Genomic DNA, 20,247 nt, shown 5'->3' with positions numbered 1-20,247 from the left:
CCATCGCCATTCCAGATAGGGATTCATCTCAGCCGAATGCGGCGTTTTCAATTCGTCGCTTTATTGAGATTAGAGATTTTTTCGATATTTCGTATATCTCCAATTATCGGCAATTAAGTTAGTACTGGTCCTATATAACGGCGCCGACGAGTGTCTTAAGATGCCCGGAGTTTACGCTGAAAGGGCGAAACGGACGAGCATTCGCTCATTGATTTTTTCCCAATCTGAATTCATCTGGAAAGTTTATGGCCATATCCAGCAGTGCACAGAAATTCATTGCGCGAAATCGTGCTCCGCGCGTCCAGATCGAGTACGACGTCGAGATCTACGGCTCCGAAAAGAAGGTCGAGCTGCCGTTCGTGATGGGCGTGCTCGCCGATCTGTCCGGCAAGCCCCTGGAGTCGTTGCCGGCCGTCGGCGATCGGAAGTTCTACAACATCGACATCGACAACTTCGACGAGCGGATGAAGGCGATGAAGCCCCGCGTCGCGTTCTCGGTCCCGAATACGCTGTCCGGCGACGGCCAGCTGATGGTCGACATCACGTTCGAAAGCATGGACGACTTTTCTCCGGCGGCGATTGCGAGAAATGTCGACGCGCTGTCGCAGTTGCTCGACGCGCGCACGCAGCTCGCCAATCTGCAGACCTACATGGACGGCAAGTCGGGCGCGGAAAATCTTGTCAGCAAGGTGCTGAAGGATCCGGCGCTGCTGAGCGCGCTCGCCAAGGCACCCAAGCCTGAAGCACGGAAGCCGGACGCTCGGGAACCGCAAGAGCAGTGACGCGGCCCTGGATGCTCAACCACGATCTAACACAGGTAAAGGTAAAAAATGGCTGTACGTGAATCGCAGGCGCGCGCTGCCGAGGCGCAGCTCGGCGCCCAATCGGATTTCAACGCACTGTTGTCGCGCGAGTTCAAGCCCAAGACGGAGCAGGCGCGCGAGGCGGTGGAATCCGCCGTCAAGACGCTCGCCGAGCAGGCGCTGGCCAATTCGGTGACGATGTCCGACGATGCCTACAAGAGCATCGAGGCGATCATCGGCGAGATCGATCGCAAGTTGTCGGAACAGATCAACCTGATCCTGCACCACGACGATTTCCAGAAGCTGGAAAGCGCGTGGCGCGGGCTGCATCATCTCGTGACGAACACGGAAACCGACGAGAAGCTGAAAATCCGCTTCATGGACGTGTCGAAGGAAGATCTGCGTCGCACGATGAAACGCTACAAGGGCGTGGCCTGGGATCAAAGCCCGTTCTTCAAGCAAATCTACGAAGAGGAGTACGGTCAGCTGGGCGGCGAGCCGTATGGCTGTCTCGTCGCCGACTATTACTTCGACCACACGCCTCCGGACGTCGATCTGCTGGCGTCGATCGGCAAGGTCGCCGCGGCCGCGCACGCGCCGTTCATCACCGGCGCGTCGCCATCCGTGCTGCAGATGGATTCGTGGCAGGAACTCGCGAACCCGCGCGATCTGACCAAGATCTTCACGCAGAACCTCGAGTACGCACCGTGGAACTCGCTGCGCAACTCCGAAGACTCGCGCTACATCGGTCTGGCCATGCCGCGCTTCCTCGCGCGCCTGCCGTACGGTATCCGCACCAATCCCGTCGACGAGTTCGATTTCGAGGAATCGACCGACGGATCGGACCACCGCAAATACGCGTGGGCCAACGCCGCGTATGCGATGGCCGTGAACATCAATCGCTCGTTCAAGCACTACGGCTGGTGCACGCTGATTCGCGGCGTCGAGAGCGGTGGCGTGGTCGAGAATCTGCCGTGCCATACGTTCCCGACCGACGATGGCGGCATCGACATGAAGTGCCCGACCGAGATCGCGATTTCCGATCGCCGTGAGGCGGAGCTTTCGAAGAACGGCTTCATTCCGCTGATTCATCGCAAGAATACCGATTACGCGGCGTTCATCGGCGCGCAGTCGCTGCAGAAGCCTGCCGAGTACTACGATCCGGACGCGACGGCCAACGCGAACCTGTCCGCGCGTCTGCCGTATCTGTTTGCCTGCTCGCGTTTCGCGCACTACCTGAAGTGCATCGTGCGCGACAAGATCGGCTCGTTCAAGGAGCGCGACGAAATGCAGCAATGGCTCAACGAATGGATCATGTACTACGTCGACGCCGATCCCGCGAACTCGTCGCAGGAAACCAAGGCGCGTCGTCCCTTGGCTGCTGCCGAGGTGGTCGTGGAAGAAGTCGAGGGCAACCCCGGCTACTACCAGGCGAAGTTCTTCCTGCGCCCGCACTTCCAGCTGGAAGGTCTGACGGTGTCGCTGCGGCTCGTCGCAAAGCTTCCGTCGGTCAAGGCGGCCGCCTGATCCCAGCGAGCGATTGCCGCGGGGACGGTTGCTGATCGGCAAGCCCCAGCACGCGCGCTGACCGTCGCGTCGGCGACGTTCCTCGTCCCGCGTATTCCGATGTGATGTTCGACCCCGGGGGAGTGGTGATCAGGCGCTCCGTAAATAAACCTGATCGCAAAGTTAGTTGTACAAAAAATTCAACCAAGACGTAAGGAGTGATGCCATGGCACACGACATTTTCCTCAAGATCAACGGAATCGACGGCGAATCCAAGGATGCTACTCACCATGACGAAATCGAGGTCTTGAGCTGGTCGTGGAACGTATCGCAGCAATCGAACATGCACCTGGGCTCCGGCGGCGGGGCGGGCCGCGCGACCGTCGACGATCTGCAGTTCGAACACTACATCGACCGTGCGAGCCCGAACCTGATTCAGTACTGTCTGCTGGGAAAGCACATCGATCAGGCGAAGCTCACGGTGCGCAAGGCCGGCGGCAATCCGCTCGAATACATCATGTTGACGATGAATGACGTGCTGGTGACGCAGGTGAGCCCGGCTGGCGTCGCGGCTGACGAATCGCGTCCGCGCGAGATCGTTCGCCTGTCGTTCTCGCGCCTGAAGCAGGAATACGTCGTGCAGAACGCGCAAGGCGGCAGCGGCGGTGCGATCACGGCGACGTTCGACATCAAGCGGAACGCGGCGTAAGCGTCGACGCCCGTAGTTCAGGGCGATGCCGCCTGTGCTCGCGCGGGCGGCATCGCAAGCCGTTGACCAAGGCGTCTTCGCGATGCGTGGGGGCCTCGGTCAACGGCTGCCCCGGGTACGACAGGATCTTCCCTATGTTTTCTCGATTTCCGCCAGGTATGGCGACGCGCCGCAATGCACTGAAACGTATCGCGGCCGGACTGACATTTCTGTCGCTTGCTGCGTGCGGAGGGGTGCCGTCGCGGAAGGATCTGGCCGCGTCGCTGAATCTGAAGATCAAGGTGAGCGATGGCGTCAATCCCGACGAGCTCGGGCGGCCGGCGCCGATCATGGTGCGGATCTATGAATTGAAGTCGGCCTATACGTTCGACAACGCCGACTTCTTCTCGCTGCAGAACGACAGCAAGAAGGTGCTGGGCGAAGACGCGATCGTGATCGACGAGTTCGTGCTGCGCCCCGGCGACGTCCGGGATATTCGGCGGCGTATCAATAGCGCGACGACCGCGATCGGCGTGCTGGCCGGATACCGCGAGCTGGGCAAATCGGTGTGGCGCGGCACGTATCGCTTGCCGCCGCCGCCGGAGGAAGCATGGCTTCGGGTGCTGACGGCGCGTACAAAAATCAAATTGAACGTGGATATCGGCCAGCGGGCCGTTCTGGTAACTGAATTGGATTGACATGAGTTGGCATAACAAGGTCGTGTGGAGCGAGGGTCTTTTCCTGCTGCCCCAGCTGTTCCAGCAACAAGAGCGCTATTTCGAACATTTCGCGCACAAGCGTTCCGCGCCGCTCAGCCCGTTCTTCTGGGGCTTCAGTCAGTTCGAGACCGATCAGGAATCGCTTGCGTTCGGCAAGCTGGTGTTGAAGAGCGGTGCAGGCGTGTTTCCCGACGGGACGCCGTTCGACGTGCCGGCGCATGCGCCGCCGCCGCCGCCGTTGACGATCGTGCCCGAGCATCAGAACCAGGTCATCTATCTGGCTGTCCCGTTGCGGCAGCCCAATACCGAAGAGACGGTGTTCCGCGACGAGACGGCGTCGCTGGCCCGCTATCTGGCGTTCGAAAACGAACTGCGGGACAGCAACACGATCGGGCAGGGGCCGAAGCCCGTGCAACTGGCGAACCTGCGCCTGCGGCTGCTGCCCGAAAAAGAACTGACGCAGTCGTGGATCGGCATCGCGCTGACGCGCATCAAGACCTTGCATGCGGACGGATCGGTGTCGCTGCACGTGACCGATCACATTCCGCCGGTCAGCCGGTACGGCGCCGATCCGCTGCTGCGCGAATGGGCGACGCAACTGCATGGCCTCACGAAGCTGCGAGCCGATGCACTGGCCACCCGTCTGTCCGGTAGCGACGGGCGGGCGGGCGCGGCGGCGGAAGTCGCCGATTACCTGCTCCTGCAGGTACTGAATCGCTATGAACCGCTGCTCGAACATATCTGCCGGATTCGCGAGACGCCGCCGATGGTGTTCTATCGTGAACTCGCGATCATGGCGGGCGAGCTGTCGACGTTCGTGCGCCCGCAGACGCGCCGTCCGCTCCCGACTCCCGGCTACGATCACGCACAACTGTACGCAAGCATCCGGCCGCTCGTGGAGGAGGTCCACTATCTGCTCAACCAGGTGCTGATCCGCGGTGCGCAGCCGATTCCGCTTACCGAACAGCCGCACGGCATCCGCGTTGCGGCCGTGATGCCCGCGGAACTCTCCGGCTATTCGAGCCTCGTGCTGGCCGTCGGCGCGCAGATGTCGCCGGACGTGCTTCAGCAGCAATTCGCCGCGCAGACGAAGATCAGCCAGCCGCAGCGTTTGCCCGAGTTGATTCGTTCGCACCTTCCCGGGCTCACGATGGTGCCGCTGCCGGTGCCGCCGCGACAGATTCCGTTCAATTCGAGCTACATCTACTACGAGTTGTCGCGCAGCGGGCCGTTCTGGGAGCAGATCGCGCAGCAAGGCGGGCTCGCGATGCATATCGCCGGCCACTTCCCCGAACTGAAACTCGAACTGTGGGGAGTGCGCCATAAATGAACTCCGGTACGTTCGATAAGGACGCGTTCGACTTTCTCGCGGGGGATTCCGGGACGGTGCTCGATCCGCAGAAGGAACGCGCCGGAGACGAAAGGCGTGCCGCGAGCGCACCCGTCGATCCTGGCGAGTTCGATGCGGTCGTGGATATTCAGCAGCGTCTCGACGAGGTGCGCGCAGCCGCGAATCCGCTGCTCGAGGCGGCGCGCCCGTTGCTCAGAATGCTCGCCGACATGCCGGCGACGCTCGATACGTCCGAAGCGGTGGAGGGGCTGCGGACGCTGCTCGTGCGCGAGGTCAACCTGTTTCAAAAGGTGTGCGACAAGGTCGATCTGCCGTGGAAGCACATGGCGGTCGTGCGCTACTGTCTGTGCACCGCGCTCGACGAGGCGGCGAACCGCACCAGCTGGGGCGGGAGCGGCGTATGGGCAGCACGGAGCCTGCTGATCACGTTCGAGGGCGAAGTCGACGGCGGCGAGAAGTTCTTCCTGTTGATCGGCCGGATGGCGACCGATCCGCAGGAGTACGTCGATATCCTCGAAATCCTGTATCGCGTGCTCGGTCTCGGCTTCGAGGGCCGCTACAGCGTGATGGCCGATGGGCGCCGCTATCTGGAGCAGATTCGCCAGCGTCTGTGGACGCTCATCACCGGCGCGCGAGACGCGCTGCAGCCGGAGCTGTCGCCGCACTGGCGGGGGGCGCCGCCCGGCAAACTGCCGTTGCTGCGCAGCGTGCCGGCATGGGCGTCCGTCGCGCTCGCGGCGCTCCTTCTGTTCGCACTGTTCGTGTTCTACCAGTATCACCTGCTGACGGAGCGCCATCTGCTGGAGGCGCGCATTCTCGAAATCGGCAAGGAGCGGCTGGCGTCCGTGCCGCAGCGTCTGCGCCTGTCACAGCTGCTGACGAACGAGATCGCGCGCGGCTTGCTGACCGTTGACGAAGACGACCGGCGCAGCGTCGTCGTGTTCAGGGGCGATTCGATGTTCGCGTCGGGCCAGAGCGTGGTGTTGCCTGAGATCGAGCCGATCCTGAACAAGGTCGCGAGCGAAGTGGCGCGCGTCGGCGGCAACGTGCTCGTGAGCGGGCATACCGACAACCAACCCATTCGTAGCGCGGCTTTCGCGAACAACCAGGTTCTGTCGGAAAAGCGCGCGGCGTTTGTCGCGCAAATCCTGCAACGGGACGGTACGCCCGCGGAGCGGATTCGCGCGGTCGGCAAGGGTGACACGCAGCCGATCGGCGATAACGCGACGGCGGCCGGCAGAGCACTCAACCGTCGCGTCGAAATCATGGTCACCCCGTAGTACCGGAATTCAGCATGTCTTATTTGAAACGTCTTTTCAGATGGTTGGTCTCGTGGCGGATGCTGGCGTGCGTGGCGATTCTGCTGGCATGCGTGGCGGTCTGGTTTCTGGGGCCGCTGTTCGTGTTCGGAGAGCTGCATCCGTTCGCCGGCGCCGTGATCCGCTCGATCGTGATCGCGCTGTTGGCGGGCCTGCTCGTCCTGTGGCTGAGAAGGTGGCCGCTGAGTCCGGTCTGGGTGATCGCGCTTTGCGTCGCGCTCTGGCACGTCGGCCCGCTGTTCGGGTTCGCGGAGCATCATCCGCTCCAGCCGATCTGGGTGCGCGTGTTGATCGTCGCGGCGATCATGTTCTGCTATGCGCTCTACGGTCTGTACAAGTTGTGGCAGGCGTTGCGGTCGAACGATGCGCTGCTGAAGCGCTTTCTCGAGCCGAAAGGGGACGAGCCGGCCGAAATCGGCCGCGACGAAGTGCGTGCGGTTGCGATGGTGGTGTCCAAGGCCATCGCGCAGTTGAAGCGCTTGCGCGGCGGCACGCTCGGATGGCGTCGCCTGCTCGAGGTGGACCGTCATCTGTACGGGCTGCCGTGGTACATGATGCTCGGTACGCCAGGGGCCGGGAAGACGACCGCAATCCTCGGGTCGGGCCTGCAGTTTCCGTTGACCGACCAGATGGCGGCGGTGTCCGCGCACGGGATCGAGCACACTGCGAACTGCGAATGGTGGTTCGCGAACGAGGCGGTGCTGATCGACACCGCAGGTCGCTATGTCGAGCAGGACGACGCGCGGGAAGAAACGGCTACGACGGTCAACGCCGCGGAATGGAAGGCGTTGCTCGGCCAGTTGCGCAAGCATCGGCCGCGCGCGCCGCTCAATGGCGCGATCCTGACCGTGAGCGTGGCGGACCTGGTCAACCGGTCGGAAGTCGAGCGCACCGCGCTCGCGGCGAGCTTGCGGGCCCGGCTCGGCGAACTGCGCCAGCAACTCGGGATTCGGTTCCCCGTCTACGTATTCGTCACGAAGCTGGATCTGTTGCCCGGCTTTACCGAGTATTTCCAGTCGTTGACGGCCGACGGACGCACGCAGATCTGGGGTTTCACGCTGCCGTGCGACGAGTCGGGCGCGGCGAGCGTCGACGGGCTGCGACGTCACTGCATGCGTGAACTGACGCTGCTGGAAGCGCGGGTCGACGCCGGCTTGAACAACCGCTTGCTCGAAGAATACGAGGGAGAGCGTCGCAAGCGGCTGTACCCGCTGGCACAGGAGTTCCGCAGCCTGTCGGCGTTGCTCGCGGATCTGGTGGAACTGGTGTTCCTCGATTCCCGCTACGACGACGCGCAGTTGCAGAACATGCTGCGCGGCGTCTATTTCACGAGCGCCGAGCAGACGGATCAGGTGATGACCGTCGACCGCGACACGGTGCTGCAGCGCCTGAGGCGCAAGCTGGCACGCCTGCGTACGACCAGCGACACGGCAGCGCACGTGCGTGGCGACGATGCGATCGCCGGGCATCGCAGCTATTTCCTGCGCAACGTGTTCCAGCACGTGATCGTGCCGGAGGCGCATCTGGTCCGCGCAGATCTGAAGTGGGAGATTCGCTTCAGAACGATGCGCTGGGCTGGCCATCTGCTGACCGTGGCCCTGTTCGTCTGGCTCGCGTTTTCGCTCACGGTGAGCTACGAAAACAACCGGAACTATCTGTCCGCGATTTCCGGCAAGACGTCGGCGCTGGCCGCGCGGGCTGCGGCATACAACAAGGCACCGAAAGCGGCGGCGATCGGCGGCCTGCTGGACAGGTCGAGGGATCTCCCGCGCCACGGCGATTTCGATCTCGATGCACCGGGCCTTGCGTACCGCTACGGCCTTTATGTGGTCCCGGCCATCGTCTCGGCGTCGGATACGACCTATCTGAGCCTGTTGCAGCAGACGTTGATGCCGCAGATCGTGGCGCGCGTCGAAGGCGATCTGAACACGCAGATCGCCGCGCAAAACCCGGACGATGTATATCGCACGCTGACCATCTACCTGATGTTGTACGAAGCCGGGCGTTACGACGCGAAGGCAGTCCGGGCCTGGGTGCTGCGGGACTGGGAGCGCGCCGACAGCGCGGCGGCGATGGGCGGCCGCAATGCGATGACGCGGCACCTGGAGGCGCTGTTCGTCGACGGCCGTCCGGTCAAACCTTCCATGAAGCAGGATGCCGCGCTCGTGCAGCGCGCACGCCTCTTCCTGAGCCAGAACCCCGCGCCGAGGCGGCTGTACGAGCGGGCGATCGGCGCGATGCAGAAGGAGGCGCCCGAAAACTTCACGCTCGCGCAGGCGCTTGGGCTGCAGGGCGCGTCGCTTTTCAAGCTGGTGGACGGGTCGCGCTTCGAGCAAGGCGTGCCGGGGCTTTACACGTATGACGGTTATCACGCGTTGTTCAGTCAGCGTCTGCCCGAATTTCTCACGCGCGCGCAAGACGACGACGATTGGGTCATGGGACGCGCGTCGAAGCGCAACGATCTCGTGGCATCGATACAGGGCACCCGGATCGTGGCGGCCAGATCGTCGCTCGCCGACGAGATTCGCCGCCAGTATTTGATCGATTACGGAAACTACTGGCAGCAGTTTCTCGCCGACATTCGGCCGGCCACGAGCGGCGAGAACGGCCGGGACGGCACGCTGGCGCTCGACCAGGCGACGCTGCGCGCACTCGCCGCCCCTGATTCGCCGCTGGTGAGGCTGGCGCGCGCGGTGGTCCGGGAAACGTCGCTGTCGGTCATCGATGCACCGGAGCCGTCGTCGCTGAACGACCTCGCGCTGGCAGCGGTCGGCCGGCGATCCTCGGCGGCGCGAACGGCGGCGGTCGAAGCCGGGAAGATCGCCGCGCAGCGGCCGGAAACGCGACTCGAGAAGGAGTTCGTCGACAACCGCTTTGCGGCGTTGCGCGAAGTCACCACCGGGCAGGCCGACACCGGCAGCGGTCCGGCGATGACGGACAAGCCGATTTCGGTGGGCGGCAAGGCCTTGCAGCTCGACGCGATCCTGACGTTGATCAACGAGCAATACACGCGTCTCGTCGTCGCGAGCAACGCACTGTCGGCCAACAGCATGCCGCCGGCGCTGGATATCGGCACGACGCTGCAGACCGAAGCCGAAAAGCTGCCGGCGCCATTGCGGCTCGTCCTGGGCGGTATCGCGACGCAGGTGGCGGACAAGGTCGGGCAGGAGGTCGGCGGGCTGCTCGCGATGCAGGTCGATACGAGCGTCGGGCAAACCTGCCGGCGCACCATCGACGGCAAATACCCGTTCGTGCGCAGCAGCCAGGAAGTCGACGTGGAGGACTTCAACCGGATGTTCGCAAGCGGCGGCGTATTCGACGAGTTCTTTCAGAAATCGCTGGCGAGCTATGTCGATACGAACGCGAAGCCGTGGCGCTACAAGTCACTGAGCCCCGGCATGCCGCCGATCAAGGGGCCGAGCCTCGCACCGTTCGAACGTGCGGCGGCGATCCGCGAAGTGTTCTTCCGCGATCAGGGTGCAAAACGGATGGCGTGGAAGATGGATGCGAAGGTGGCCGCGATCGACCCGGAGATCACCGAATTGCTGATTGACGTCGACGGTCAGACGCAGCGCTACGTGCACGGCCCGGTCACGCCGTTCGCGCTGAGCTGGCCCGGACCGCGCGGCGGCGCGGTAGCGGAGATCGCGGCAAGACCGGCGATCCGGCCGGATACGTCGACGATCGTCGCGACGGGGCCCTGGGCGCTGTTCCGGTTGATCGAGCGCGGCCAGTTGACCGGCACGGCATCGGCCAGCCGCCTGACGCTGGCGTTCGATTTCGATGGTCGGCATGCGGCGCTCGAGCTGATGACGAGCGGGCAGTCGAATCCGCTGACGAGCAATCTGCTGACGAGCTTTCATTGCCCTGGGGGGCTCGCGTGACGGTCGGCATGCCGGCGCTGTGGGGGCGTCTCCCCGCGTCGGTCGAGCAGATCCGGCACCGCACGACCGTCATGCAGGCTCTTCAATGGCAACACTGGCTGACGCGTCATCCCGAATGGGCGGCGCATCTGTCCGGCGAAGGCGGCACACATGCGTTGCCGTGGAGTTTCGTGCTGACGCCCGCCTGTTCGCCGTTCGCCGATGGGCGATATGTCGTCGGCGTGATGGCCGCTTCGTGCGATCGGGCCGGACGGCGGCATCCATGCATCGTCTGCTGCACCGTGTCGCGCCGCTGGCTGGAACGCCGGCTGCGCGAGCCGCGCGGCGTGTTGTTCCAGATGGCGCGCCTGCTGGCGAGGTACGTGCCGCCGCGTGCGCAACCGGCCGATCCGGATCGCTTCGTGTCGTCGTTGTACACGCAACTTGATGCGCTGTGGGACGCGGCGCACGCATTCGTATGGCCGCGCATGGGCAGGCGCGGCCGAAAGGCGGTCGTGCCGTCGGCGGATTCGGAAATTCAAGGGGCGGGCTGCGGCGACGATCCCGCGCGCGTGCTGACCGGCGTACCCGAGGTGCCGTGGGCGGCGTGGCCGCGGTGTACGACGCAGGGCGAAGGCGGGTGGTTCTGGCAACAGGACGATCGCGGCGGTTTCGTCGATCAGAGGTGGATCGCCGGTTTGCCGGCGGGCGCGGCGGCGATCGCGCGCGACGCCGACGAACCGGATTCGGATTGCACCGTCGATGTCGAGCAAGAGCGGACTCATGAACATACGGAACGCTGATACATACACGTTCGATCAACTGCCGTGCGAGCACGAGCAGGGCACGCGTGCGCTGGAGCGGGCGATTGCTTCGAATTGCACGACCTTGCGCAGCCGACACCGCGAATATCGCGAGATTGTCGCGTTTCGTCGCACGCCGCACATCAAGAAGCTCGAGCGCACGTTGTGGTTGGCTGCGTGGCAACTGCACGACGTGGACGACGCGAAGGTGGCCGCGCTATGCGCGAACGGCAACCTGGCGACGATCGCCAGCATGCTGGCCGAATGGTTAGGCGTACATGCCGCGCCGGTCGAGTGGGTGGCGGGAATCGATCCCGGCGGTGGCGCGCCGTTGGTTCCGGGCGTGCGCGCGGTCTACTGCATGCGCCGCGTCGTTGCATTCGGACGGAAGGTGATCGATGCGCGCGACGCTAGCGATCTCGACCTGGCCGCAAGCTATCTGGTCGATGCCGCGACGAGTATCGGCGCCGATTTGCTGATCGACGTGCTGCTGAAGCTCGCGGCGGTGCGTGTCCGGTATCCGGCGCGCGCATCCGGCACATGACGCAGGCAACCGCAGGGCGGCGCCATACGGCTGCTGCATGCGGATATAGGGCAATGCGCGTGGGCGCATCTTTGTTTTGGGTGAGTGGGAGCGAATAGATCGCATGTCAATCAATTCTTCGGAAGGACTGATCAATCAGGAGCGCACGGTGGTGATTCGCAGCGATGCGATGCCACGGCTGCTTGGCAAGCCCGCGCTCCGATTCCTGTCGCTTCGCGGTGGAGAGCATCTCGGGAAACTTTACACGTACGAGTTGCTGCTGCGCACGCCGGACGATTTTCACGTGCCGTTGTCGACCAGTGCGAATCTCGATCTGAAGGCGATGATCGGCACCGAGATGACCGTCAGTGTGCAATTGGAGGGCATCGGGACGGGCGTGGAAGGCGGTGTCGGCGCCGGCGGGCGGGAAATCAGCGGCCTCGTCGTGAAAGCGGGTTTCCTGCGCACGGAAGGGCGCTACAACGTTTACCGCATCGTGTTGCGGCCGTGGCTCTGGCTCGCCACGCTGACGAGCGACTACAAGATCTTTCAGGACAAGACGGTGGTCGAGATCATCGACACCGTGCTGAGCGATTATCCGTATCCGGTCGACAAGCGGCTCGACGTCGACAAGTACACGGTGCAGGGCGAGAGTACGCGCAATGAGCCGCGGGCATTCCAGGTGCAATACGGCGAGACGGATTTCGATTTTATCCAGCGCCTGATGGAGGAGTGGGGGATCTACTGGTTCTTCGAGCACTCGGACGGCAAGCACCGGCTCGTGCTGTGCGATCACATCGGCGCGCACCGCCGCTCGCCGAGTGCCGCCTATCACGAAATCAGGCACCACCCGGAAGGCGGCAAGATCGACATCGAGTATCTGAATTATTTCTCGACGGACGAATCGCTGCGGCCGGGGCGCGTGGTGGTCGACGATTTCGATTTCACGCGGCCGAGGGCGCAGCTCGTGACGTCGAACCATCAGCCGCGCGAAACGAACTGGGGCGAAGGCGAACTGTTCGAGTGGCCCGGCGACTATACCGACAGCAAGCATGGCGATCTCATCAGCCGCGTCCGGATGGAAGAGCGCCGTGCGCCCGGCACGCGCGCGTTCGGCAAGGGCAACGTGCGCGGCCTCGCGTGCGGCCAAACCTTCACGCTGACGAAACACAAGCACGAGGAAGCCAACCGCGAGTATCTGATCATCGAAGCGGCGTTGATGCTGACCGAAATCGCCGACGAATCCGGCAGCGGTTACCGGTACGAATGCAATAACGAGCTGATCGTACAACCGACGAGCGAAGTGTTCCGGATGCCGCGCGAGACGCCGAAGCCGACCACGAGTGGCCCGCAGTCGGCGATCGTCGTGGGTCCGCCGGGACACGAAGTGTGGACGGACGAATTCGGCCGCGTGAAGGTGCGCTTCCTGTGGGACCGGTATGCGCGCAACGACGCGACGGATTCGTGCTGGGTCCGTGTCAGCCAGGCATGGGCAGGCGTGAATTTCGGTGGCATCTATATCCCGCGCATCGGGCAGGAAGTGATCGTCGGCTTCATGAACGGCGATCCGGATCGTCCGTTGATTCTCGGCAGCCTGTACAACACCATGACGCCGCCTCCGTGGGATCTGCCCGGAGAAGCGACGAAAAGCGGCTTCAAGAGCAAGACGATCACCGGCGGCCGCGAAAACTACAGCGGGATCCGCTTCGAGGACAAGCTGGGCGCCGAGGAATTCCATATGCAGGCGGAGCGGGACATGAACCGCCTGACGAAGAACAACGAGTCGCATACCGTCGGCGTGAATATGTCGATGGGCGTGGGGCTGACGTACACCCGTGCGGTGGGCGGCATGCTCAGCAGCATCGTGGGCGGCGTCGCCAGCTACGCGGTGGGCGGCGCCGAGTCGACGATGATCGGTGGCGCTTGCGCGCTGAACGTCGGCGGTGCGTATGCGATCGCGGTGGGCGGTGCGATGTCGACGTCGGTTGGCGGCGCTTATGCGCTGAATGTCGGTGGCGCGCTTTCCATCGTGTGCGGCGCATCGGCCATCAACATGACGGCCGACGGCACGATCAAGCTGGTCGGCACGAAGATCCGGATCGTCGGCAGCAACGAGGTCGTGGTCCAGGGTTCGCCGCTGCAGTTGAATCCTGGATGTGGCGACGGCTGTGCGGGTGGAGGTGGCGGGGGTGGGGCGATTCCGCCGATTCCGTTCCCGTTGTTCTTCCGGGACCTCGAAAAGCCGCCTTTGCCGCCGCTGCCGCCGCCGCCGACGGTTGTTCCGCCGCCGCCGAGCGTTGCTCCACCGCCGCCGACCGAGCCGCCGCCGCCGAGTATCGAACCGCCGCCGCCGAGTATCGAACCGCCGCCGCCGAGTATCGAACCGCCGCCGCCGAGTATCGAACCGCCGCCGCCGAGTGTCGAGCCGCCGCCGCCGAGTGTCGAGCCGCCGCCGCCGAGTGTCGAGCCGCCGCCGCCGAGTGTCGAACCGCCGCCGCCGAGTGTCGAGCCGCCGCCGCCGAGTATCGAACCGCCGCCGCCGAGTGTCGAGCCGCCGCCGCCGAGTGTCGAGCCGCCGCCGCCGAGTGTCGAGCCGCCGCCGCCGAGTATCGAACCGCCGCCGCCGAGTGTCGAACCGCCGCCGCCAAGCGAGCTGCCGCCGCCAAGCGAGTTGCCGCCGCCAAGCGAGCTGCCGCCGCCAAGCGAGCTGCCGCCGCCGAGCGAAACGCCGCCGCCGAGCGAAACGCCGCCGCCGAGTGAGACGCCGCCGCCAAGCGAGACGCCGCCGCCAAGCGAGACGCCGCCGCCAAGCGAGACGCCGCCGCCGAGCGAAACGCCGCCGCCGAGCGAAACGCCGCCGCCGAGCGAAACGCCGCCGCCGAGCGAAACGCCGCCGCCGAGCGAAACGCCGCCGCCGAGCGAAACGCCGCCGCCGAGCGAGACGCCGCCGCCGAGCGAGACGCCGCCGCCAAGCGAGACGCCTCCGCCAAGCGAAACGCCGCCGCCAAGCGAAACGCCGCCGCCGAGCGAAACGCCGCCGCCGAGCGAGACGCCGCCGCCGAGCGAGACGCCGCCGCCGAGCGAGACGCCGCCGCCGAGCGAGACGCCGCCGCCGAGCGAAACGCCGCCGCCGAGCGAAACGCCGCCGCCAAGCGAGACGCCTCCGCCAAGCGAAACGCCGCCGCCAAGCGAGACGCCTCCGCCAAGCGAAACGCCGCCGCCAAGCGAAACGCCTCCGCCAAGCGAGACGCCGCCGCCGAGCGAGACGCCGCCGCCGAGCGAGACGCCGCCGCCGAGCGAGACGCCGCCGCCAAGCGAGACGCCTCCGCCGAGCGAAGAGCCACCGCCGAGCGAAGAGCCACCGGAATCGGAATTTTGATTGCGTGGCTAAACCGTGTGTCGCCGCACCCTGCACGGGTGCGGCGACACCAAAGTGATGGGTTTTACGGGGAGAGAAATCACCATGAGCAATCCAGCAGCCAGAGTCGGTGACGCGATCGGCCATGGCGGAGCGATCGTGACCGGTTCGGGTGACGTGTTCACCAACGGAATATCGGCCGCCTATGTCGGCAGCGCCGCGGTTTGCGGCCTTCATTGTTCGGCCCAGGCGGTTGTAACCGGTTCGGGGTCTGTCTTCATCAACGGCTCGCCGGCGGCTTTCGTTGCATGCTCGACGTCCTGCGGCGCCCCGGTCGCGTCGGGGTCGGGCGACGTGTTCATCGGCGGGTAACGGCAGGTCAGGGAGTTCAAATGAGTGGAATTGGAGGGTTGGGCGGCGTGCTTGCCGGGTTGCAGGGCACGGTGCTGGAGTCGCTCGACGTCGCGCCGCGTCTCGATCGTCATCGCGGGCAGCCGAGTGATTTGGCCGGCCGCCACGGGGTGGAGCGGGCGTTGTCCGGCCTCCTTTGCGAGTCGGTCGACATGGTTTCGGGCAACAAGATTTGCCTGCCGCGAAACGAAGTCGACTTCAGGCTGCCCGGCCGCTTGCCGATCGAATGGTCAAGGTTCTATTCGAGTGCGCTGTCCGCGAACGGCATGCTCGGGGTCGGCTGGCGCACTGCATGGGACGTCACGCTGCGACGCCGGAACGACGACCGGCTCGACTACATCGACGAACAAGGCCGGATCGTATCGCTGCCGATGCCTGAACGCGGCGACCAGATCATCGTTTCATCCGAGCAGCTTCATGTGGCCCGCCTGTCGGACGACCGGATCGTAGTCGCCGATCTGACGCCGCGTTACACCGTCTTCGGGGAATTCGACGAACACGGCATCGCACGTGTCAAGTATGTCGAGGATCTGGGGCGCCGCCGGGTGGGATGCATCTGGGACGGCGGGCGCCTGCTGCGCGTGCGCGGCACGTGCGGGCATGAATTGCGGATGCACTACGAGCGTGACGGATCGCACTTGACCGGCATCGAATGTGTCGACGGCGGACCGACCGGTTTTCTTGTTCGTTACGCGTACGACGAGCGCGGCCGGCTGGCCGAGGTGCGCAATCGGCTCGGCGACGTCGTCCGCGGCTTTGCCTACGACGACAGCGGCCGCATGGTCGAGGAAATCGGTCCGCTTCGGCGGACCATGCGTTACACGTGGCAGACGATCGGCGGTGCGTCGCGTGTCGTCGAGCGCTCGACGTGCCGCGGCGCGCGCGAGCACTGCACGTACGAACTGGCCGAACGCAGTACGCAGGCAACCGACGTGTTCGGCCATACGGCACACTGGCAATACGATGCGCGGGGCCGCGTGCTCGCTTATGTCGATTTCGACGGGCGGCGGTACGCGTTCGAGTACGACAACGCAGGCTGGCCGAGCGCACTGACGTTGCCGGGCGAGCGCCAGGTGCGCGTCGTCAACGACAACCTGGGCCGGCCGATCCGTGAGGAGGCGCCATTGAGCGGCGAACGCTCGACGGTCTACGCGTTCGCGAGCCGCGAGCCGCTGAGCATTCGCCTGCAGGACGGCCGGACGTGGCTCTGGCAGCGCGACGACGAATTGCGGCCGACCCAGTTCCAGTCGCCGTCCGACGGCGTGACTCAGACGACGTATTCGGAACAGGACGGCGTCCAGATTCGGACCGACACGCACGAGCAGCGCGGCGCCGTCGTGCTCGAATACGACGGGCGCGGGCTCGTGTCGAAGCGGACCGATGCGGCGGGGCGCACGGTGAGCTATCTGCGCGACGCCAACGGACATGTCGTGGCCGTCACGGACCCGTTCGGGGCCGTGACGAAGATCGAGCCGGATCTGCTCGGGCGGCCGTTGATCGTGACGCTGCCGGACGGCCGGCAGGAGCGGCGGATCTGGAACGCCGCGGGGCAGTTGACCACGTCGACCGGTGTTGACGGGCAGGCGCGGCACTGGCATCGCGACCAGTACGGATGCGTGGTGAGCGCGGTGGACGAGGAAGGAAACGTCACGGCGCACGAGTTCGATGCGCACGGCCGCAGGATTCGCACCGTCGCCGGCAACGGCGGGATTCAGCGCCTGACCTGGGATCCGGTCAAGCGGTTGACGTCGATCGTCGACGCGGACGGCGTGACCCGGTCGTTCAGCTATGCCGCATCGGGCGCGCTGCAGCAGATCACGTCGACGTCGGATGGACAGACGCGCACCGAAACCTTCGCCAACGACGTGCTCGGGCGGATGGTTGGCCGCGACACCGAACACGCGCGCTATCGTTACACGTACGTGCGCGACGGCCAGCTCGGGATGGTGCACTGCCTGCCGACCGAAGCGGGGGCGGCGATCGGCGTCGAACCCGACACGCTGCGCTTCGAATACGATGCGGCCGGGCGTCTGACGGCGGAACACGACATGCATGGCGCGCTGCGCTACGTGTACGACGATGCAGGACGGCTCGCCGCCGTGACGCTGCCGGACGGGCACATCTTGAAATCGGAGCGGGACGAGGCTGGCGTAGTCACGCTGATGGGACTGGGCCATGGCGACGAAATGCATGGTATCGCCGCATTGAGTTACGAAGCGGCCACGCGCCAGATGTTGCGCTCCCAAGGGGAACTGTATCTGCGCTCGGTTTACGCGGGCGCGTTGATCGAGCGCTGGTTCGCGATGACGGTGATCCGGACGGCCGACAACGAGATGTTGCCGGGCAGCGCGGAATTCTGGCGCGAGTTTCATTACAGCCCGGCCGACAATCTCGTGCAGGTCGACGATCGTTTCAACGGCCGGACCTATTACGACTACGATCGTCGCGGCTGTCTGCTGCGCGTCGTCTCGGACGAGCTCGGCATCGAATATTTCACGTGGGATGCGGCGGGCAACCTGCTCGAGACGCCGCGCACCGGATGGCAGCCTGCCGTGTATCCCGATCATCGGCTACGTGAGTGTCGAGGCTATCGCTACGAATACGATGCGTGGGGGCAGGTGGCCGCCAAGCGCGGCGCGGCGGACGAACAGACGTTCACGTGGGACGCGGACGGCCGGTTGATGAGCGTACGGAGCCGGCGCGGCGAGGTGCGTTATCGCTACGATGCGTTGGGGCGCCGCGTCAGTAAATCGTTCGGACAATCGCAAGCGGGCGGCGCGCGACGCCTGGATGACAACGCGGAGGTCACGCGCTTCGTCTGGCATGGCGAGCGCCTTGTCCAGGAAACGACGGGCGAGAACGTGCGGATTTATCTGTATCAGCCGGCACGGGACGGGGCCGTCGGTTATGCGCCGCTTGCCTGCGTGGACCGGCGACGCAAGGACGACGGCACGTTTTCCGGAATGCACGTGTATTACTACCAGACCGATCTCGCCGGCACGGCGGTCGCGCTGACCGACGCGGCGGGCAAGCTCGTGTGGAGCGGCCGCTACAAGGCATGGGGGCAGGTGATACCGTGGACCCAACTGGCCACGCCGGTGCGGCAGCCGTTGCGGTTCGCGGGGCAGTATCTGGACGACGAGACCGGGCTGCATTTGAATGGCCGTCGCTACTACGACCCCGATGCGGGCCGCTATCTCAGCCCGGATCGTGCCGCGCCGGCGGGCGTGAGCCCGTATCGCTACGTGTCGAGTCCGTTGAGCGTCGCGAACCCGAACGGTCGCGCCGTTTCGCTGAGGCGGCCGAAGGGGGACGTTGACGGCGCATCATGCGCGGACGGCCCGATTGATCTGTCGACGCGGCTGACGGGCGGCATCGACGAGTGCGATGTCATGTCGGGCGGCGAATGGCTGGCGTGGCTGGACCGTTGAGGCGGGGCGGCGTATCAGGTGGGGGGCGGTCGGCCCCCCGTTTCATTTCGGTGAAGCAGACGGCGTTTTCCCTGCACCGGCCGGTATTGCGGCCATGCTTCACGCCGCGGCCGGATCAGATCGAGCGCTGGAGTGCGCGCAGCAGGGTGCCGTCGCGGTCGAATAATTCGATCGTGTAGTGGTCGGGGACTTGTTCGAAGCCGGTGGCGAAGTACAGATGCATGTCGAACCATTCACGCTTGATGTGCTTGTGAAACTTGCCGGCATCGAGCATTTCGCCGCGGTGAATCACCGTCCCGTCCTGCGCATGGGCGTTCATGCGGAAATGATCGAGCTGCGGCAGGATGTCCGTGAACCGGGCCTGATGCGCCCAGACGCGGAAGTCGTGGGCGCGCAGCAGCGTGGCCTTGTATTCCTCATCGGATGTGCAAACCGGCGTGTCGGAATTCGGCAGTAAACCATCGAGCGTTTCCCGGCGCACGCCGCGGTGCGCGAAGCTGATGCCCGCGTAGGCTTCGTATTGTGCGAGCGTGCGCTCGACCCCGAGGCCGTACGGCCCGAAATCGATGCCGTCGGACGACGCGCCATCCACGCCGAGCAGCGCCCGGTTTCGCTCCAGGGAACGGTCGTTGCGGACATGCCAGTTCTCCGCGACGAGGCCGCTGGCTTGCGCCTCGGGCGTGTGATCGTCCCATATCTTGACTCGGCTGGCGCGCGTGTATTCGTGCCACGCCAGCACGCGATGCGGGATGTAGATATCGTAGCCGTGCGTGAACGCACGAGCGGCGATCGAGATTTCCTCGCCCAGAAAGAAGTAGTTCGGATCATGCCGCACAGCGACGGCGAAATGCCCGTCCGCAAAAGCGAAGTGAGCGCTGTAGAACGCGCCCGGGACAGGCGCCTTCAGCGCTTGCCAGTTATCGAGCCAGCCGGAACGAAGCGACAGCACGCCTTCCGGCATGAAGCGCTGGAAATACAGGCCGGTCGGCGTATGCGCGAGCGTGTCGCGCTGCGCGCCGGGCTGGAAGCCGGGCAGGTAGGTGGTAAGGAGCGGCTTCGTGCTGCGCGGGCGCAGCGACTCGAGCATCGCGATGGCCCGATCGTCCCACGCGTCGACGAAGTAGTGGTGAGAGTCGAGTTGCAACGTGTAGCGTTCGTCGCGGTACTGTTGCTGGATCAGATTGCGTGCCCAGCACGCGCCCTGGGATTGCCGATGGGGCACGTCGATCAGCTCGACGGTGGCGTCTCGATAGGAGAGCGTATGAATCGGGAACGCGCCATCGTGACGCGCGTGCCAACGCGAGAAGCCGTGCGCGAAGAAGGCGCCGATGGTCTCGTCCAGTGCGTGCTGCCAGCACACGACGACGCGGAGCTGGTCGGGTCGGGTGGCGCGCTCGATCAGGTCGAGCAGCGTCGGGATCAACTGCGGATCGCGATAGCTGGCGATCTGGACGAAAATGGTGCGTTCCATG

Annotated in this window: 12 protein-coding genes and 1 pseudogene; 12 read left to right on the top strand and 1 reads right to left on the bottom strand. The window is 65.0% G+C overall.

Annotated elements, in window-relative coordinates; translation table 11 throughout:
• The first annotated feature begins 245 nt into the window (after window positions 1-245).
• The 12 genes and pseudogenes from tssB to CFB52_RS16320 all read left to right on the top strand — a co-directional run bounded on the left by tssB (window position 246) and on the right by CFB52_RS16320 (window position 18,775).
• Window positions 246-782 carry a type VI secretion system contractile sheath small subunit gene (gene tssB, locus CFB52_RS16375; RefSeq protein ID WP_059573636.1) on the top strand — a complete coding sequence of 179 codons (537 nt, stop codon included), beginning with the start codon at window positions 246-248 and terminating at the stop codon, window positions 780-782.
• A 48-nt stretch (window positions 783-830) separates the two neighbouring features.
• Complete coding sequence (tssC, locus tag CFB52_RS16370; protein WP_059573637.1) at window positions 831-2,330, top strand: type VI secretion system contractile sheath large subunit; 1,500 nt, start codon at window positions 831-833, stop codon at window positions 2,328-2,330.
• Between the two features lie 205 nt (window positions 2,331-2,535).
• Window positions 2,536-3,018: a type VI secretion system tube protein Hcp gene (locus CFB52_RS16365; RefSeq protein WP_059573638.1), complete on the top strand. Its 483-nt coding sequence runs from the start codon at window positions 2,536-2,538 to the stop codon at window positions 3,016-3,018.
• Window positions 3,019-3,152: 134 nt separating this feature from the next.
• Entirely contained in the window at window positions 3,153-3,695 is a 543-nt protein-coding gene (tssJ, locus tag CFB52_RS16360; RefSeq protein ID WP_081066617.1) for a type VI secretion system lipoprotein TssJ, read from the top strand.
• A 1-nt stretch (window position 3,696) separates the two neighbouring features.
• A complete protein-coding gene (gene tssK, locus CFB52_RS16355) occupies window positions 3,697-5,046 on the top strand; it encodes a type VI secretion system baseplate subunit TssK (RefSeq protein ID WP_059573640.1) in 1,350 nt (449 codons plus the stop codon).
• Window positions 5,043-6,347: a type VI secretion system protein TssL, long form gene (gene tssL / locus CFB52_RS16350; RefSeq protein ID WP_099316922.1), complete on the top strand. Its 1,305-nt coding sequence runs from the start codon at window positions 5,043-5,045 to the stop codon at window positions 6,345-6,347. Before tssK ends, tssL begins: the two co-directional genes overlap by 4 nt.
• Before the next feature lie 14 nt (window positions 6,348-6,361).
• Window positions 6,362-10,270 carry a type VI secretion system membrane subunit TssM gene (gene tssM / locus CFB52_RS16345; protein WP_099316921.1) on the top strand — a complete coding sequence of 1,303 codons (3,909 nt, stop codon included), beginning with the start codon at window positions 6,362-6,364 and terminating at the stop codon, window positions 10,268-10,270.
• Window positions 10,249-11,052: a TagF domain-containing protein gene (locus tag CFB52_RS16340; RefSeq protein ID WP_226094364.1), complete on the top strand. Its 804-nt coding sequence runs from the start codon at window positions 10,249-10,251 to the stop codon at window positions 11,050-11,052. The genes tssM and CFB52_RS16340 overlap by 22 nt, the downstream gene beginning before the upstream one ends.
• Window positions 11,033-11,596, top strand: coding sequence for a hypothetical protein (locus tag CFB52_RS16335; protein WP_059573644.1), 564 nt, complete (start codon window positions 11,033-11,035; stop codon window positions 11,594-11,596). Before CFB52_RS16340 ends, CFB52_RS16335 begins: the two co-directional genes overlap by 20 nt.
• Before the next feature lie 103 nt (window positions 11,597-11,699).
• Window positions 11,700-13,872: pseudogene (locus tag CFB52_RS16330) on the top strand (type VI secretion system Vgr family protein); the annotation flags it as partial.
• A gap of 1,166 nt (window positions 13,873-15,038) precedes the next feature.
• Entirely contained in the window at window positions 15,039-15,305 is a 267-nt protein-coding gene (locus CFB52_RS16325; RefSeq protein WP_081066436.1) for a PAAR domain-containing protein, read from the top strand.
• A 20-nt stretch (window positions 15,306-15,325) separates the two neighbouring features.
• Complete coding sequence (locus tag CFB52_RS16320; protein WP_099316919.1) at window positions 15,326-18,775, top strand: DUF6531 domain-containing protein; 3,450 nt, start codon at window positions 15,326-15,328, stop codon at window positions 18,773-18,775.
• A 115-nt stretch (window positions 18,776-18,890) separates the two neighbouring features.
• Here the strand turns inward: CFB52_RS16320 and CFB52_RS16315 are convergent, their stop codons facing one another.
• A complete protein-coding gene (locus CFB52_RS16315) occupies window positions 18,891-20,246 on the bottom strand; it encodes a GlcNAc-transferase family protein (RefSeq protein WP_099316918.1) in 1,356 nt (451 codons plus the stop codon).
• Between the last annotated feature and the right edge of the window lies 1 nt (window position 20,247).

Origin of the sequence: Burkholderia sp. AU18528, assembly GCF_002223215.2 — a bacterium.
GTDB lineage: Bacteria > Pseudomonadota > Gammaproteobacteria > Burkholderiales > Burkholderiaceae > Burkholderia > Burkholderia semiarida.
The sequence above is the reverse complement of the archived record's forward strand: the minus strand, read 5'-3'. Positions and strand labels throughout refer to the sequence as shown.

What these genes read in the sequence shown, in the direction of transcription:
- tssB (WP_059573636.1), top strand. Translation starts at nt 246, where the DNA reads ATGGCCATATCCAGCAGTGCACAGAAATTCATTGCGCGAAATCGTGCT.
- tssC (WP_059573637.1), top strand. Translation starts at nt 831, where the DNA reads ATGGCTGTACGTGAATCGCAGGCGCGCGCTGCCGAGGCGCAGCTCGGC.
- CFB52_RS16365 (WP_059573638.1), top strand. Translation starts at nt 2,536, where the DNA reads ATGGCACACGACATTTTCCTCAAGATCAACGGAATCGACGGCGAATCC.
- tssJ (WP_081066617.1), top strand. Translation starts at nt 3,153, where the DNA reads ATGTTTTCTCGATTTCCGCCAGGTATGGCGACGCGCCGCAATGCACTG.
- tssK (WP_059573640.1), top strand. Translation starts at nt 3,697, where the DNA reads ATGAGTTGGCATAACAAGGTCGTGTGGAGCGAGGGTCTTTTCCTGCTG.
- tssL (WP_099316922.1), top strand. Translation starts at nt 5,043, where the DNA reads ATGAACTCCGGTACGTTCGATAAGGACGCGTTCGACTTTCTCGCGGGG.
- tssM (WP_099316921.1), top strand. Translation starts at nt 6,362, where the DNA reads ATGTCTTATTTGAAACGTCTTTTCAGATGGTTGGTCTCGTGGCGGATG.
- CFB52_RS16335 (WP_059573644.1), top strand. Translation starts at nt 11,033, where the DNA reads ATGAACATACGGAACGCTGATACATACACGTTCGATCAACTGCCGTGC.
- CFB52_RS16325 (WP_081066436.1), top strand. Translation starts at nt 15,039, where the DNA reads ATGAGCAATCCAGCAGCCAGAGTCGGTGACGCGATCGGCCATGGCGGA.
- CFB52_RS16320 (WP_099316919.1), top strand. Translation starts at nt 15,326, where the DNA reads ATGAGTGGAATTGGAGGGTTGGGCGGCGTGCTTGCCGGGTTGCAGGGC.
- CFB52_RS16315 (WP_099316918.1), bottom strand. Translation starts at nt 20,246, where the DNA reads ATGGAACGCACCATTTTCGTCCAGATCGCCAGCTATCGCGATCCGCAG.